Annotated in this window: 12 protein-coding genes; 2 read left to right on the forward strand and 10 right to left on the reverse strand. The window is 73.4% G+C overall.

Annotated elements, in window-relative coordinates; translation table 11 throughout:
* Positions 1 to 5: 5 nt before the first annotated feature.
* Entirely contained in the window at positions 6 to 794 is a 789-nt protein-coding gene (locus GVV76_RS05365) for a 16S rRNA (uracil(1498)-N(3))-methyltransferase (protein ID WP_159523562.1), read from the reverse strand.
* Between the two features lie 50 nt (positions 795 to 844).
* Between GVV76_RS05365 and GVV76_RS05370 the strand changes: the two genes are divergently transcribed.
* Positions 845 to 1,657, forward strand: coding sequence for a YggS family pyridoxal phosphate-dependent enzyme (locus GVV76_RS05370; protein WP_159625507.1), 813 nt, complete (start codon positions 845 to 847; stop codon positions 1,655 to 1,657).
* 30 nt (positions 1,658 to 1,687) lie between these two features.
* Here the strand turns inward: GVV76_RS05370 and dnaJ are convergent, their stop codons facing one another.
* Both dnaJ and hrcA read right to left on the reverse strand, forming a co-directional pair.
* A complete protein-coding gene (gene dnaJ, locus GVV76_RS05375; RefSeq protein ID WP_159523566.1) occupies positions 1,688 to 2,803 on the reverse strand; it encodes a molecular chaperone DnaJ in 1,116 nt (371 codons plus the stop codon).
* Positions 2,804 to 2,871: 68 nt separating this feature from the next.
* Positions 2,872 to 3,936, reverse strand: coding sequence for a heat-inducible transcriptional repressor HrcA (gene hrcA, locus GVV76_RS05380; protein ID WP_159523568.1), 1,065 nt, complete (start codon positions 3,934 to 3,936; stop codon positions 2,872 to 2,874).
* 108 nt (positions 3,937 to 4,044) lie between these two features.
* Between hrcA and GVV76_RS05385 the strand changes: the two genes are divergently transcribed.
* Entirely contained in the window at positions 4,045 to 5,100 is a 1,056-nt protein-coding gene (locus tag GVV76_RS05385) for a DUF3097 domain-containing protein (protein ID WP_201292201.1), read from the forward strand.
* A 70-nt stretch (positions 5,101 to 5,170) separates the two neighbouring features.
* On the opposite strand, the gene GVV76_RS05390 is transcribed toward GVV76_RS05385, so the two are convergent.
* The 7 genes from GVV76_RS05390 to lepA form a co-directional block, all read right to left on the reverse strand.
* The gene (locus tag GVV76_RS05390; RefSeq protein ID WP_159625509.1) at positions 5,171 to 6,574 is read right to left on the reverse strand and encodes a sodium:proton antiporter; all 1,404 of its coding nucleotides are present in this window, start codon (positions 6,572 to 6,574) and stop codon (positions 5,171 to 5,173) included.
* A gap of 66 nt (positions 6,575 to 6,640) precedes the next feature.
* Positions 6,641 to 7,705 (reverse strand): ferrochelatase, encoded by a 1,065-nt coding sequence (hemH, locus tag GVV76_RS05395; RefSeq protein WP_159625511.1) that lies wholly within the window; start codon positions 7,703 to 7,705, stop codon positions 6,641 to 6,643.
* Positions 7,706 to 7,821: 116 nt separating this feature from the next.
* A complete protein-coding gene (hemW, locus tag GVV76_RS05400; protein WP_159625513.1) occupies positions 7,822 to 9,132 on the reverse strand; it encodes a radical SAM family heme chaperone HemW in 1,311 nt (436 codons plus the stop codon).
* Positions 9,129 to 10,466: an MFS transporter gene (locus tag GVV76_RS05405; RefSeq protein WP_159625515.1), complete on the reverse strand. Its 1,338-nt coding sequence runs from the start codon at positions 10,464 to 10,466 to the stop codon at positions 9,129 to 9,131. The genes hemW and GVV76_RS05405 overlap by 4 nt, the downstream gene beginning before the upstream one ends.
* Before the next feature lie 4 nt (positions 10,467 to 10,470).
* Complete coding sequence (gene trmB / locus GVV76_RS05410) at positions 10,471 to 11,430, reverse strand: tRNA (guanosine(46)-N7)-methyltransferase TrmB (RefSeq protein ID WP_159625517.1); 960 nt, start codon at positions 11,428 to 11,430, stop codon at positions 10,471 to 10,473.
* A 12-nt stretch (positions 11,431 to 11,442) separates the two neighbouring features.
* Positions 11,443 to 12,312 carry an MOSC domain-containing protein gene (locus tag GVV76_RS05415; protein WP_159523580.1) on the reverse strand — a complete coding sequence of 290 codons (870 nt, stop codon included), beginning with the start codon at positions 12,310 to 12,312 and terminating at the stop codon, positions 11,443 to 11,445.
* A gap of 63 nt (positions 12,313 to 12,375) precedes the next feature.
* Positions 12,376 to 14,256, reverse strand: coding sequence for a translation elongation factor 4 (lepA, locus tag GVV76_RS05420; protein ID WP_159523582.1), 1,881 nt, complete (start codon positions 14,254 to 14,256; stop codon positions 12,376 to 12,378).
* Positions 14,257 to 14,302: the final 46 nt, after the last annotated feature.

Here is a 14,302-nt window from a genome sequence, read left to right on the forward strand (position 1 = left end):
CGCTCTCACCCCCAGAGGCCGGCCCTTTGGGCGAGGATGGCCAGGGCCACGGGGCCGGCGGAGGCCGTGCGCATGACATGCGGGCCCAGACGCACCGCCGTCGCGCCCGCGTCCTCCAGGATGGCGGCCTCCTCAGCGCCGATACCGCCCTCCGGGCCGACGATCACGCCCACCACGCCGCCTCCGGGCAACGCCACGCCGCTGATGGGCGCCGTCGCCTCCTCATGCAGGAGGAGCACTGCTCCCCCGTCGTCGACGACGCCCCTGACCCACGCGGCGAGGCCCGCGGTCCTCCTGGGCTCGGCCACCTGAGGGACACGGGCGCGGCGCGCCTGCTTCGCCGCCTCACGGGCAGTGGCCTCCCATCGCGCCCGCCCTTTGGCCGCCTTCGGCCCCGACCACACGGAGATCGAGCGCTCCGCCTGCCAGGGCAGCACGAGGTCCACGCCGACCTCGGTGGCGGTCTCCACGGCCTGCTCATCGCGGCCGCCCTTGGCCAGGGCCTGGACGAGGGCCAGCCGCACGGGCGGCGCCTCCTCCGCCACGCGCTCGATCACGCTGACGGCCAGGCGGTCCTTCGCGCCGCCCTCGCCGGCGGCGGTCACCTCGCAGACCAGGCGCAGGCCCATCCCATCCACAAGATCAACGCGCTCACCAGCGCGCAGCCGCCGCACGGCGACGGCATGACGGGCCTGCGGGCCAGTCAGGACGAGGGCGTCCCCCGGCCCGGCCGTGGCGGCTGCGCCGTCGGGCTCAAGGGTCTGGGGGCTCATGAGGAACACGGGCGCGGTCACCCCCCAAGCCTACGGCCCGCTGCGGCGGCCCCGGTGCTAGCGTCCAGGTCATGACCCCCAGTCCGAACGACAGCCCCGCCGCCCCGAACGCCCAGGACTCGCCCGCGGCCCACCCCCGGCCCTCCACCAACCCGACCACGCCGGAGGACTTCGCCGGCAACCTCGCCGCGGTCCGCTCCCGCCTTGAGGCCGCCGCCGAGCGCGCGGGCCGGGACGCCTCAGAGATCAGGCTCCTGCCGGTCTCCAAAACCGTCCCCGAGGAGCGGCTGCGCGCCGCCGTCGCCGCGGGCATCACCCAGATGGGCGAGAACAAGGTCCAGGAGGCCAAGCGCAAGAGCGAGAACCTGGCGGACCTGCCCATCCACTGGGCGCTCATCGGCCATCTCCAGACCAATAAGGCCAGGGACGCGGCGGCCTTCGCCCACGAGTTCCAGGCGCTGGACTCCCTGCGCGTGGCCGAGGCCCTCGACCGCCGCCTCCAGGCGCTCGGCCGGCCCCTGGACGTGTACGTGCAGGTCAACTCCTCGGGCGAGGCCAGCAAGTTCGGCCTGGAGCCCGCGGATGTCCCCGCGTTCCTGGCGGCGCTGCCCGCCTATTCGTCCCTGCGGGTGCGCGGACTCATGACGCTGGCCGCCCACACCGACGACGCCTCCCGCGTCCGCGCCTGCTTCACCACCATGCGCGAGCTGCGTGACGCCGGGCTCCAGGCGGGAGCCGTGGGCGACGGCCAACTGTCCATGGGCATGAGCGGCGACTTCGAGATCGCCATCGAGGAGGGATCCACCTGCGTGCGGGTGGGCCAGGCGATCTTCGGGGCGCGCCCCGCTGGCGGCGAGCACTGGGCGGGGCCGCGCCGGGCCTGAGGGCGCAGGCGGCCAGGCCCCACCGCCCGCTCAGCGCCCGGAGAGCCTCTCCTTCAGGCGGCCCATGACGGAGTCGTCGCGATGGGACAGCCCGCCCTCCTCCCCGCGCAGCTCAGCGAGCCGGCGCAGCAGGTCGCGCTGCCGCTCGTCCAGGCGCGTGGGCGTCTCTACGACGATCTCGACGTTGAGGTCCCCGCGCCCGGCGCGGCGCAGGCGCCCCACGCCGAGCCCCTTGAGGGGCAGGACCTCGCCGGGCTGCGTGCCCGGCTTGATGACGACGCGCTGGTCGCCGTCGAGGGTGGAGATGTCGAATTCGGCGCCAAGCGCGGCCGCGGTCATAGGGATGCGCAGCTCGGTCCGCAGATCGTCGCCCTCGCGGCGCAGGTTCTCGTGCTCGACCTCGTGGAATTCCACGTAGAGATCGCCGGCGGGGCCGCCCGCGGGCCCGGCCTCGCCGCGCCCGGACATGCGCATGCGCGTGCCGGTGGACACGCCGGCGGGGATGCGGATCTCGATGTCCTGGTGGGTGCGCTTGCGGCCCTCCCCGGAGCACTCGGGGCAGGGGGTGACGATGACGGTGCCGTAGCCGTGGCAGGTGGTGCACGGCGAGGTGGTCATGACGTTGCCGAGGAAGGAGCGCGCCATGTGCTGCACGGAGCCCGATCCGTTGCAGGACGAGCAGGTCACCGGCGAGGTGCCGGGCGCGCAGCAGGAGCCCTCGCAGGCGGGGCAGGTGATGTGGGTGTCGAAGGGGACGGTGCGGGTGGCGCCGAAAGCGACCTCCTCCAACTCGACGTCGACGCTCAGGAGCGCGTCCTGGCCCCGGCGCGCGCGGGACGCGGGCCCGCGAGAGCCGGCCGCGGCCCCGAAGAAGGAGCTGAAGATGTCGGCGAAGCCCCCGAAGTCCCCTCCGCCGAACCCGGCGCCGCCACCGCGCACGGCATCCTCCCCGCCGAGATCGTAGAGCTCGCGCTTGCCGGGGTCGGAGAGAGTCTCGTAGGCGGTGGAGACGAGCTTGAACTCGTCCTCGTGCCCGGGGCCGGCGACGTCGGGGTGCAGGGCGCGGGCCTTCTTGCGGTAGGCCTTCTTGATCTCGTCGGCGCTGGCCCCGCGGGTCACGCCGAGCACCTCGTAGTAGTCGCTCACAGTCGGGTCTTCCTTCAGTCGTCAGTCGATGGTGGTCAGTGGCGCGGCGCGGATGGCGCTGCGGCTGCTCAGTCCCGCGGCCCGGCGAGGAACCGGGACAGGTAGCGGGCGACGGCACGCACAGCGGTCATGGTGGCCGGGTAGTCCATCCGGGTGGGGCCGATGACCCCCAGGTGGGCGACGGCGTCGCCGACGCCCGGGCCGTACCCGGCGGTCACCACGCTGGCCTCGGCCAGCGCGTCCTCATGGTTCTCCGAGCCGATGCTCACGCGCATCCCGGAGGCGTCGGCGGGGTCCCCTGAGAGCAGGCGCAGGAGGACGACCTGCTCCTCGATGGCGTCCAGGAGCGGCCCCATGGTGGTGAAATCGGGGGTGGCGCGGGCCAGGTTCGCGGTGCCGGCCACGGCGATGCGCTCCTCGGCGTCGGGGCGCAGGGCGGCGATGAGCTCGCCGGTGACGGCGGCCAGCAGCGCGCGCTCGTCGGAGGGGGACTGCTCCGCCAGGCTCGCCAGCACGGGGGCGACGTCGTCGGCCCTCCTCCCCACGAGGGAGGCGTTGAGGCGGGTCTTGAGATGCTCCAGGGCGACAGGGTCGATGACGCCGCGCGCGCCGTCGTCCCCCGGGCCGGAGCGGTCGCCCATGAGGGTGATGGTGCGCTGCTCGACGCGCCCGGTATCCGTGATGATGACCATGAGCAGGCGCGTGGGCGCCAGGGCCACGAGCTCGAGGTGGCGCAGCGCGGTCAGCCGCAGGCGCGGGTACTCGACGACCGCCAGCTGCCCGGTGAGCTGGGCCAGGACCCGCACGGTGCGCACCACCACCTGCTCCAAGTCCACCGCGCCGGTCAGCAGCGCGGAGATCGCCGCGCGCTCGGGGGCGGACAGGGGCTTGACGCGGGCGACCTCGTCGACGAAGAGACGGTAGCCCTTCTCGGTGGGGACGCGGCCCGCGCTCGTGTGGGGCTGGTGGATGTAGCCCTCGTCCTCCAGGGCGGCCATGTCGTTGCGGATGGTGGCCGGAGACACGCCGAGGCGGTAGCGCTCGACGAGGGCGCGCGAGCCAACGGGCTCACGGGTGCGCACGTAGTCCGTCACGATGGCGGACAGGACTTTGAGACGGCGGTCATCGGCCATGGCGCTGCCCTCCTCCCGGCTCCCATGCGTTAGCACTCTCGGTCGACGAGTGCCATCCTACGCCCGGCCCGGCGGGTCTCCCGTTCGCCCAGCGTGAGCCTCGCTACCGTGCCCGGCGTGACTCCCATCCCCCCGCACCGCCCCCAGGCCGTCCCCGGCGCGACGGCGGCCCGCCGCAAGGCCCTGCGCGAGCAGGGCGCCACCCGCGCGCAGCAGCACGCGGCGGGGCCCGCGAGGACCGCCGCGCCCAGATCGGCCTCCGCGCCGTCGATGTCCGACCGCTACGGGGGCGACGTGCTCGCCGCGGACCCGCATCGAGTGGGCCCGCGCGCCATCCGCCCGGCGTCGGCCCATGTGGCCGTTGAGCGCGGCATGGTCCTGGAGGACCGCGAGACCGGCTTCGTGGGAGCGGCGGTCGCCGTGGAGAAGTCCGGGGGACGCCGGATCGTCGTCCTGGAGGACCGCCACGGGAGGCGGCGCGGCTTCACGCTGGGCCCGGGCTTCTGGCTGGAGGGCCGCCCCGTCATCCTCGACCCCCCGGCGCCGGCGCGCCGCGCCCCGGCCGGCCCGGTGAGCGCTGGCGGCAGGCGCCTGACGGCGTCGGGCTCCTACGCGGTGGAGGGCGAGCGCGCCCGTACGGCCCGCGCCTCGCGGATTTGGGTGGAGGGCAAGCACGACGCCGAGCTCGTGGAGAAGGTCTGGGGCGATGACCTGCGCCATGAGGGCGTGGTCGTCCTCATGCTCGACGGCGTGGACAACCTGGAGGAGGTCATGGCCGAATTCGCCCCGGGGCCGGCCAGGCGGGCGGGCGTCCTCGTGGACCACCTCGTGGCCGGATCGAAGGAGTCGCGGATCGCCGAGCGCGTCCGCGCCATGCCGGGCGGGGACAACGTGCTCGTGCTGGGCCACCCGTACGTGGACGTGTGGCAGGCGGTGCGCCCCGGGAGGGTGGGCCTGCGCGCCTGGCCGGATGTTCCGCGCGGCACGGACATCAAGCACGGCACGCTCAAGGCGCTCGGCTGGCCCCACGCCACCCAGGCGGATGTCGCCCGGGGCTGGCAGCGGATCCTGGCGACGGTGCGCTCCTACAAGGATCTGGAGCCCAGCCTGCTGGGCCGCATGGAGGAGCTCATCGACTTCGTCACCGCGCCCGGCACCACCTGAGGGGCCCGCTGGCCGACTCACCAGGGCGGGCCGCGCGCGGGGCGCGCCGCCCGGAGTCGCCAGGGGGCTCTCAGGCGTCCTGGATGGCCAGGCGGCGGCCGCGCATGATCAGGGCGGCGTCCCAGGCGAGCAGGGCCGCCGTGAGCAGGCCGCCCAGGAGTTTGACCCACAGGGGCTGGGCGATGAAGAGCATGACCATGGCGGCCAGGATCGGGACGAGTCGGGTAGTGGTCTGCACGACGTAGCCGCCGAAGGAGGGCATGGCGACGCCGTCGGCCTCGGCCACGGACTTGACCATGAAGTTCGGGCCGTTGCCGATGTAGGTGATGGCGCCGCAGAACACCGCGCCGAGCGCGATCGGCATGAGGTACAGCTCGGGAACGCCCGCGACGAGCTCGCCGCCCGGGGATTCCACGACCCTGGCCACCTCGAAGAAGGTGACGTAGGTGGGGGCGTTGTCGAGCACGGAGGACAAGCCTCCTGTGAAGATGAAGAAGGTGATCTCATTGATCGGCAGGCGCGGGGCGATCTCGTCCAAGTACTCCAGGGCCGGGATCATGGTGAGGAAGATGCCGACGAACAGGGCGGCGACCTCCGCGATGGGCCCCCAGGCGAACTGGTTGTCCTCGTAGCGCACGCGCCTGTCCCCCAGGAAGTAGGAGGCGGCCGCGGCGCCGATCATGATGGCCTCGCGGATCGGCAGCCAGTCGCTGAGGGTCGCGTGGCCCTCCTCGATGGCGTGGACGTCGATGGAGGGGGCGAGCGCGACGGCGGCGATGATGACGGCGAACCAGATGAAGTTCACGGCGCCGCGCAGGCCCAGGGGCTCGAGCTCGGTCTTGTCGCGCGCGATGTTGGCCCTGGGCTCCTGGGAGTGGAAGTAGGTGTCCAGGGCGAAGTAGGACGCCAGCAGCATCCCGTTGACGAACAGCCACTCGGGGAAGAGGCGGAAGGTCCAGGTAAAGGGGACGCCGCGTAGGAAGCCCAGGAAGAGCGGCGGATCACCCAGTGGTGTGAGCAGGCCGCCGCAGTTGGCGACGACGAAGATCGTGTACAGGACGGTGTGGACGCGGTAGCGCCGCTCCCGGTTGGTGGCCAGCAGGGGGCGGATGAGCAGCATGGCGGCGCCGGTGGTGCCCACGAAGGAGGCCAGGATGCCACCAATGGCCAGGAAGATCGTGTTGTTGCGGGGCGTGGCCTCGATGTCGCCCTTGAGGTGGATGCCGCCGGCGACGACGAAGAGCGAGAGCAGCAGGGCGATGAACTGCCCGTACTCGACGACGGCGGCGAAGACCCGCTGCCAGCCCAGGGCGTGCCACATCCAGGCGGCCACCGGCAGGCCGAGGGCTGAGGCCAGGATGAGCTGGTTGCGGTTCTTCTCCCACCAGTGCGCGGTGGCGGGGATGAGGGGAAGGGTGGCGATGCTCGCGAGCATCGCCACGAACGGGAGGGTGGACCACCAGGGCAGGTGCAAAACGTCTCCTCTGATTCTTGGGCTGTCCACCACCCACCATAGCCGACGGCGTGAAACCGTCCCGTTTCAATCCACCCATCCGGACAGCGCGACACGCGCCTGCTCGGCCAGCGCGGCCACGCAGCCGGGCGAGTCATTGCCCCAGGGGATGTAGTGGAAGTCCCCTCCCCCGGCGGCGGTGAAGGCCCGCCTGTTGAGCTGGTCGATCTCCTCCAGGGTCTCCAGGCAGTCGGCCATGAAGCCGGGGCAGATGACGTCGAGGCGCGGGCATCCGGCCGCGCCCAGCTCGGCGGCGGTGTCGATGGTGGCCGGACCGATCCACTTCGCGGGCCCGAAGACGGACTGGAAGGTGGTGCAGATCAGGCCCTCGGGGGCGGCGAGCCGCGCGGTGAGGAGGGCGGCGGTGCGCTCGCACTCGGAGCGGTAGGGGTCCCCGGCGTCGTGCATGGCCTGGGGGATGGAGTGGAAGGACAGCAGGAGGCGCCCGCCGGCGGCGGGGTCGGGGCGGCCGTGGCGCTCCCAGTGGCGCTCGATGGCGGCGGCCAGGGCCTCGATGTAGGCCGGGGCGCCGGGGAAGGAGCGGATGGTGCGCAGCTCGGGCTGATCGCGGCTGGCGAGCATGAAGCGGGCCGCCTCGTCGATGACGGTGCCCTGGCTGGAGGCGGAATACTGGGGGTAGGCGGGCAGGACGACGATGCGGCGGCAGCCCGCCTCCATGAGCTCGCCCATGACGTCTCTGAGGGCCGGCTTCCCGTAGCGCATGGCGATGCGGACCTGGACGGCGTCGCCGAGGGCGCTCGCGAGGAGCTCGCCCTGCCGCTCGGTGTGGTGCATGAGGGGTGAGCCGGAGTGACTGGCCTCATGGCCGGCGCGCCAGATGGTGGCGTACTTGCGGGCTGAGCGCGCTGGTCGGATGGTCAGGACGACGCCCTCGAGGATGGGGCGCCACAGGGCGGGATGGGTCTCAACGACGCGCCTGTCGGTGAGGAACTCGCGCAGGAAGGGGCGCACGCGCTTGGCGGTGGGCGCCTCGGGCGTGCCGAGGTTGACCAGGATGAGCGCTGGACGGGGATCAGGGCGGGGGTGTGCGGGGGTCACGGGGTCCTCGACGGCGTGGGCGGATGGCTTCATGACGGCGCGACACGATTCGTCACCTCCACGAGATTACCCGATCCCGGCCGGGCGGACCGGCACGGCTGCCGGCGCGCGGGATGGCGGGGTTCGAGGTCCGCTTCCCGCCGCCGGGGTCAGCCTCGGGCGGTGAGGGCGCGGGTGACGGTGTCGGCCATGAGGCGGCCGCGCAGAGTGAGGATGGCGCGCCCGCGCAGGGCGGCCGCGCCGTCGAGCAGGCCATCGGCGACGAGCCGGCCCACCACGGGCACGAGCCGCCTCGGCGCGCGCCCGGGGCCCGGCTCATCGCCTCCCCCCTCACCAGGCTCCCCCAACTCCGCCAGTGCGATGCCCTCGCGCAGACGGATGCCCAGCATGACCCGCTCCAGGAGCCGGGAGTCGGCGTCGACCACCTCGTGCCCGGCCACGGGGAGCCTTCCGCCGAGCGCCTGCGCCGCCCAGGCCAGGGGGTGCTTGGCGTTCCACAGCCGCACGTCGCCCAGGTGGCTGTGCGCCCCGGGGCCGGCGCCCCACCAGTCCCAGTCCTGCCAGTAGGCGCGGTTGTGCCGGCACTCGTGGCCGGGCAGCGCCCAGTTGGAGATCTCGTACCACTCGTAGCCGGCGCTCGCCAGGAGGCGGTCGGCCAGCTCGTACTTGGCGGCCTCGTCGTCGTCACTGGGCATGGGCAACTCGCCGCGCCGCACCTGGGCCCACATGCGCGTGCCCTCCTCGATGACGAGGCCGTAGGCGCTGAGGTGATCCGGGCCGATCTCCACGGCGGCCTCGATGGAGCGCTCCCAGTCCTCCAGGGACTCCCCCGGCGCGCCGTAGATGAGGTCGAGGCTCGTGCTCAGCCCCGCGCGCCGCGCCCAATCGACCACCAGCGGCACGCGGGACGGCTCGTGCGCGCGGTCCAGGACCCTCAGCACATGTGGCACCGCCGACTGCATCCCGAGGGACACCCGGGTGAAACCGCCCTCGGCCAGCGCCGCCAGGCCCGCCTCGTCCACCGAGTCCGGGTTCGCCTCGGTGGTCACCTCAGCGCCCTCGGCGAGCCCGAAGACCTCCCTGACGAGTCCGATCATCTCGGCCAGGTCGGCGGGCGGGAGCATGGTCGGGGTGCCGCCGCCCACGAAGACCGTGGCGGCCTGGCGCGCGGGAAGGCCGGCATCGTCCATCGCCGCGCGGGCGGCGCGCAGCTCGGCGGCCAGGGTGCTCACGTAGTCGCCCGCGGAGGCGCCCCGCCCCATGTCGAGATTCGTGTAGGTGTTGAAGTCGCAGTAGCCGCAGCGGACCCGGCAGTAGGGCACGTGCAGGTAGACGGAGAACGGGCGCGCGGCGCCATCAGCGCGCCCGGGCCCGCCTGCCCCGCGCCCGGGCCCCGGCGCGGCCACCTCGGGGGGCAGGCCTCCGTCAAGGGGCGACCCCACGGGCTGGGCCGGGCTCACGCCCCCGCCTCCCCCGTGAGGCCGGCGGGGCGGGCGGCCCGGGGGGCGTCGCCCGCGGGCCACCGGGCCGCGATCTGCCCGCAGACCGTCATGAGCACGAGCGCCGCCACCACGACGGCGAAGGGCGCCGCCCAGCCCCCGGTCGCCTCGCGCATCCAACCCAGGACGATCGGTCCCACCGCGGCGGCACAGTAGCCCACCGTCTGGATCAGCGCCGTGGTGCGACGGTTGTCATCCAGTGATTCAGCGCGCTGGATGACCAGGGAGAACAGGGCCGCGAAGAACGCGCCCTGCGCGATCCCGGACAAGAGGCACGGCACCAGCCACGCGGTCGGCGCCACGATCATCGTCACCGGCAGCGCGAGCCAGCAGGCGCTCAGCACCCCCAGCATGCGCGCGCCGGACCAGCCCAGGGCCTCGAGCATGAGGGGCACGAGCATCGGGCCCACGATCCCGGTCATCGTGAACACCGAGGAGGCCAGGCCCGCGGCGGACTCGCTCATCCCGGCGGTCTGCGCGAGCGCCGTCGGCAGCCAGCCGGAGATCGCGTAGAAGGAGAGGACGTGCCCGGTGAAGGCCATGGCCATCACCCAGGCCAGCGGACGGCGCCACACGGGCCGGCTGATCGGCGTCCGCCCCGGGGCCCCAGCGTCCCGACGATCGCCCTCGGCGCCCTCGTGGCCCCCGCCGGTCAGGGAGCGCTCCCCCACCCAGGCGCTCATGCCCGAGCGGCGCCGCAGGCTCTCACGCGGCGCGGTCGAACCCGGCGGGTAGACCCACCACCAGGCAGCCGCCGCCAAGGCCACGGGGATCACGGTCCACGCCAGGGCGGAGCCGCGCCAGCCGACCGCCTGGGCCAGGGGGACGGCCAGCGCCGTCGCGGCCGTGACGAGGACATTGCAGGTGGCCGAGTACAGGCCCGTCATGAGGGAGGCCCGGTGCCAGAAGTCCCGGCCGATGACCATCGGCGCCACGAGGTTGCCGATTGTCAGCCCCGCGCCGATGATCACGGTCCCCGCGAAGGCCGCCGCCGCGCCCCCGGCGGAGCGGAGCACGGCCCCGGCGACCACCGCGCCCATCATCACCAGGCCCGAGGCGTTGACCCCCATCCGCCTCACCGCCATGGAGGCCACCGGGGTGAGCAGGCCGAAGCAGAGCACCGGCACGCTGGTGAGCGCCCCGCGCGCCGCCCCGGACAGGCCCAGGTCATCGCCCAGGCGCGGCAGGAGCGGCGGGATGACGCCCACCGGCACCCGCACGACGGCGCAGAGCCCCAGGAAGCCGAGCACGATGACGGCGAGCCACGCCCGCCTGGGCAGCCGGGCCCCGCTCATGGGGTCACCGGCCCGTCAGCCCCTCGGGCGCGAGGAGCCCGGGGGCGCCGTCATCCAGGCGCTCCAGCGTGCTGGGGCGGGCGGCCGGGATCCACTGCTCCTCGGTGCGCACCGCCGTCAGGTCCCGGATCGTGCGGCCCTCGTCGATGCCGCGCTGCTCGAAGCGGGTCATGGCGCGCCCGGCGAAGCGCTTAGACCACCCGCCGCGCGCCCCCGATGGCGAGCCGGGGTCCACCCCGTTGCCCGCGTCCCCGGCGACGGCGGTGGCCGCGCCCAGGTCGGGGCGCGCGCCGGCGTCGTCGTAGCGGAAGTAGGGTCCGGTGGAATCGGCCTCGATGCCCTCGGGCAGGGCGGAGGCCGCCTCCAGGACGTCGCGCATCTGCCAGGCGTAGTCCGCCCAGTCCGTGGCCAGGCGCCACACGCCGCCGGGGCGCAGCACCCGGGCCACGGAATCCGCGAAGGCGGCGCTCACCAGGCGGCGCTTGCGGTGCCGGGCCTTGCGCCACGGGTCGGGGAAGAACACCCACACCTCGCTCGCGCAGCCCACGGGCAGGGCGGTGGCCAGCAGCTCGGCGCCGTCGGCCGGCACGACGCGCGCATTGGTCAGGCCCTGGCGGTGGATCGAGGCGACGATCCGGGCGATCGCGGTCTCCCATACCTCGACGGCCAGGTGGTCGACACCCGGGTGGGCGGCGGCGTGGGCCAGGACGGCCTCCCCCGATCCCGAGCCGATCTCGATGACGAGGGGGCGGCCCGAGCCCTGGTGGCCGAACAGCGCCTCGGGATCGAGGCGGAAGCCGGGGGCCACGGTGCGCACCGCGTCGCGCCGGGGCACGTCCACCACGTAGCGGGGGGCGAGCGCGGCCAGGGCCTCGGCCCGCGCCTCGCTCAGGCGACCGCCGGCGCGGGAGTAGGAGCGCACTCGCGAGTGGATCGCGTGGGAGCGCGGTGGGTGCTGCTGCATCGGCCCGTCCCCTCAGCCGACCCGCTCATCGGCGGCGGCGGTCACGTACTTGCGCGTGTAATCAGCCAGGCGGAGGTTGCCGAAGGCCTCGGAGGCGAGCATCGCCTGGGCGTCGCGCGGGTCGTGGTGGGCGAACCAGCGGTGGCAGGTGACGCGGTGGCCGGGGGTGGAGACCACCCGGACCTCGTCGCCGGCTAACACGCTCCCGTCGCGCAGCACGGAGAGGTAGACGCCCACGCGGGCTCGCTCGGAGAAGACCTCCACCCAGTCACCGCGGCCCATGCCGCGGGCGAAGGTGGAGCAGGGGTTGCGCACGCCGGTGACCGTCACGAGGATGCCGCGCCGGGGGCTCTCCCCGCCGGGCGGGACGGGGCCCCCGGCCCCGGCGGCGGAGCGCTCGCCGCCCTCCCCCGGGGCGGCGCCCGGGCCGATGGACAGGATCGCGCCGATCTCGACGTCGTCGATGCCGCCGATGGCGCCGGGCTCGATGAGCATGTTCTCGCCCATGCCCCCGGCGGCCAGGCCGCGCTCGGGGCCGAGCACCCCGGCCCAGTGGCGGGCCTCGGCGGCATCCAAGACGTGGAGGGCCTTGTCGAGGCCGCCGTGATGCTCGCGATCCGCCTGCTGATCCCCCAGCAGGCCCAGGGCATTGACCGCCACGGGGCCGTCGACGGGGGCCTTGTGGATCGCGGAGACACCGGGGGCGCCGCAGTCGGGGCGCAGGCGCGCCACGACGCACACGGCGCTGACGGCGCCCACGAGGTCGCCGTCGGTGAATGGCGAGGGCTCGTCGCGGTGGCGCCCATCGGCGCCCGCGTGCGGCTCGCCCAGCACCCGGGCGAGCCCGCGAGTGAGAACCAGATCAGCGCCGTCGTCCCTCATGACTTCCTCCTGCTCCCGTGGGCCCGGCGAATCGGGTCGCCGGGCCGCTGTCCGCGATTCTTCCTACTTGCCGTCCTTACCGGTGGGATTGTCCGCGCCGAGCGCCGCGATGAAGGCCTCCTGCGGGACGTCGACGCTTCCGATCGCCTTCATCCGCTTCTTGCCCTCCTTCTGCTTCTCCAGCAGCTTGCGCTTGCGGGAGATGTCCCCCCCGTAGCACTTGGCGAGCATGTCCTTGCGCAGGGCGCGGATGGTCTCCCGGGCGATGATCCGCGAGCCGATGGCCGCCTGCACGGGCACCTCGAACTGCTGGCGCGGGATGAGCTCCTTGAGGCGCTTGGTGAGCTTGAGGCCGTAGGAGTAGGCGGCGTCCTTGTGGACGATGGCGCTGAAGGCGTCCACCTTGTCCCCATTGAGGAGGATGTCGACCTTGACCAGGTCCGCGGACTGCTCGCCGTCCATCTCGTAGTCCAGGGAGGCGTAACCGCGGGTCCGGGACTTCAGGGCGTCGAAGAAGTCGAAGACGATCTCCGCCAGGGGCAGCACGTAGTGCATCTCCACGCGCGTCTCGGAGAGATAGTCCATGCCCTGCATGGTGCCGCGCCGCGACTGGCACAGTTCCATGACGGTGCCCACGAACTCGCTGGGGGTCAGGATGGTCGCGCGGACCACGGGCTCCTGGACGTCGAGGATCTTGCCCTCGGGGTACTCCGAGGGGTTGGTCACGGTGTGGACGGCGCGGTCCTCGGTGGTGACCCGGTAGACCACGGAGGGGGCGGTGGAGATGATGTCGAGGTTGAACTCGCGCTCGAGGCGCTCCCGGATGATCTCCAGGTGCAGCAGGCCGAGGTAGCCGCAGCGGAAGCCGAAGCCGAGCGCCACGGAGGTCTCGGGCTCGTAGGTGAGGGCCGCGTCGTTGAGCTTGAGCTTGTCCAGGGCGTCGCGCAGCACGGGGAAGTCCGAGCCGTCTACGGGGAAAAGCCCGGAGAACACCATGGGCTTGGGCTCCTGGTATCCAGCCAGCGGCTCGGCGGCCGGCGCGGCGGCGGAGGTGACGGTGTCGCCGACCTTGGACTGGCGCACGTCCTTGACCCCGGTGATGAGGTAGCCGACCTCCCCGGCGCCCAGGCCCGCCGTGGGGCTGGGCTCGGGGCTGATGACGCCGATCTCGAGCAGGTCGTGGACAGCGGTGGTGGAGAGCATCTCAATACGCTCGCGGGGCTTGAGGGCCCCGTCGACGACGCGCACGTAGGTGACGACGCCGCGGTAGGTGTCGTACACGGAGTCGAAGATCATGGCGCGCGTGGGCCCGGCGGGGTCGCCCTCCGGCGCGGGGACGGCCTCGACGATGCGGTCGAGCAGTTCGGGCACGCCGGCGCCGGTCTTGCCAGAGACCTTCAGGATGTCCGCGGGCTCACAGCCGATGAGCGAGGCGATCTCATCGGCGTGGCGCTCGGGCTCGGCGGCGGGCAGGTCGATCTTGTTGAGCACGGGGATGATCGCGAGATCGCCCTCGATGGCCATGTAGAGGTTGGCGAGGGTCTGGGCCTGGATGCCCTGGGCGGCGTCGACGAGCAGGACGGCTCCCTCGCAGGCCGCCAGGGAGCGGTTGACCTCGTAGGAGAAGTCGACGTGACCGGGGGTGTCGATCATGTTGAGGGCGTAGGGGCGGATGGCGCCGTCAGGGCCGGGCGCGCCCCAGGGCATGCGCACGGCCTGGGACTTGATGGTGATGCCGCGCTCGCGCTCGATGTCCATGCGGTCGAGGTACTGGGCGCGCATGTCGCGGGGGGCGACGACGCCGGTGGCCTGGAGCATGCGGTCGGCCAGGGTGGACTTGCCGTGGTCGATATGGGCGATGATGGAGAAGTTCCTGATCAGCGCGGGATCGGTCGCGGCCGGGGTGACGGCGGCGGCCTGCTCGGGCGTGAGGATCGGTGACACGGATGCCTTCCGGACGGGCGCGGCGGGGCGCGCGGAACATACTGGG

It is taken from the genome of Actinomyces sp. zg296, from assembly GCF_009829695.1.
Taxonomy (GTDB): domain Bacteria; phylum Actinomycetota; class Actinomycetes; order Actinomycetales; family Actinomycetaceae; genus Actinomyces; species Actinomyces marmotae.

Coding starts and splice junctions, on each gene's coding strand:
- hemH (WP_159625511.1), bottom strand. CDS start 7,705: ATGAAGCCATCCGCCCACGCCGTCGAGGACCCCGTGACCCCCGCACAC.
- GVV76_RS05370 (WP_159625507.1), top strand. CDS start 845: ATGACCCCCAGTCCGAACGACAGCCCCGCCGCCCCGAACGCCCAGGAC.
- GVV76_RS05415 (WP_159523580.1), bottom strand. CDS start 12,312: ATGAGGGACGACGGCGCTGATCTGGTTCTCACTCGCGGGCTCGCCCGG.
- trmB (WP_159625517.1), bottom strand. CDS start 11,430: ATGCAGCAGCACCCACCGCGCTCCCACGCGATCCACTCGCGAGTGCGC.
- hrcA (WP_159523568.1), bottom strand. CDS start 3,936: ATGGCCGATGACCGCCGTCTCAAAGTCCTGTCCGCCATCGTGACGGAC.
- GVV76_RS05405 (WP_159625515.1), bottom strand. CDS start 10,466: ATGAGCGGGGCCCGGCTGCCCAGGCGGGCGTGGCTCGCCGTCATCGTG.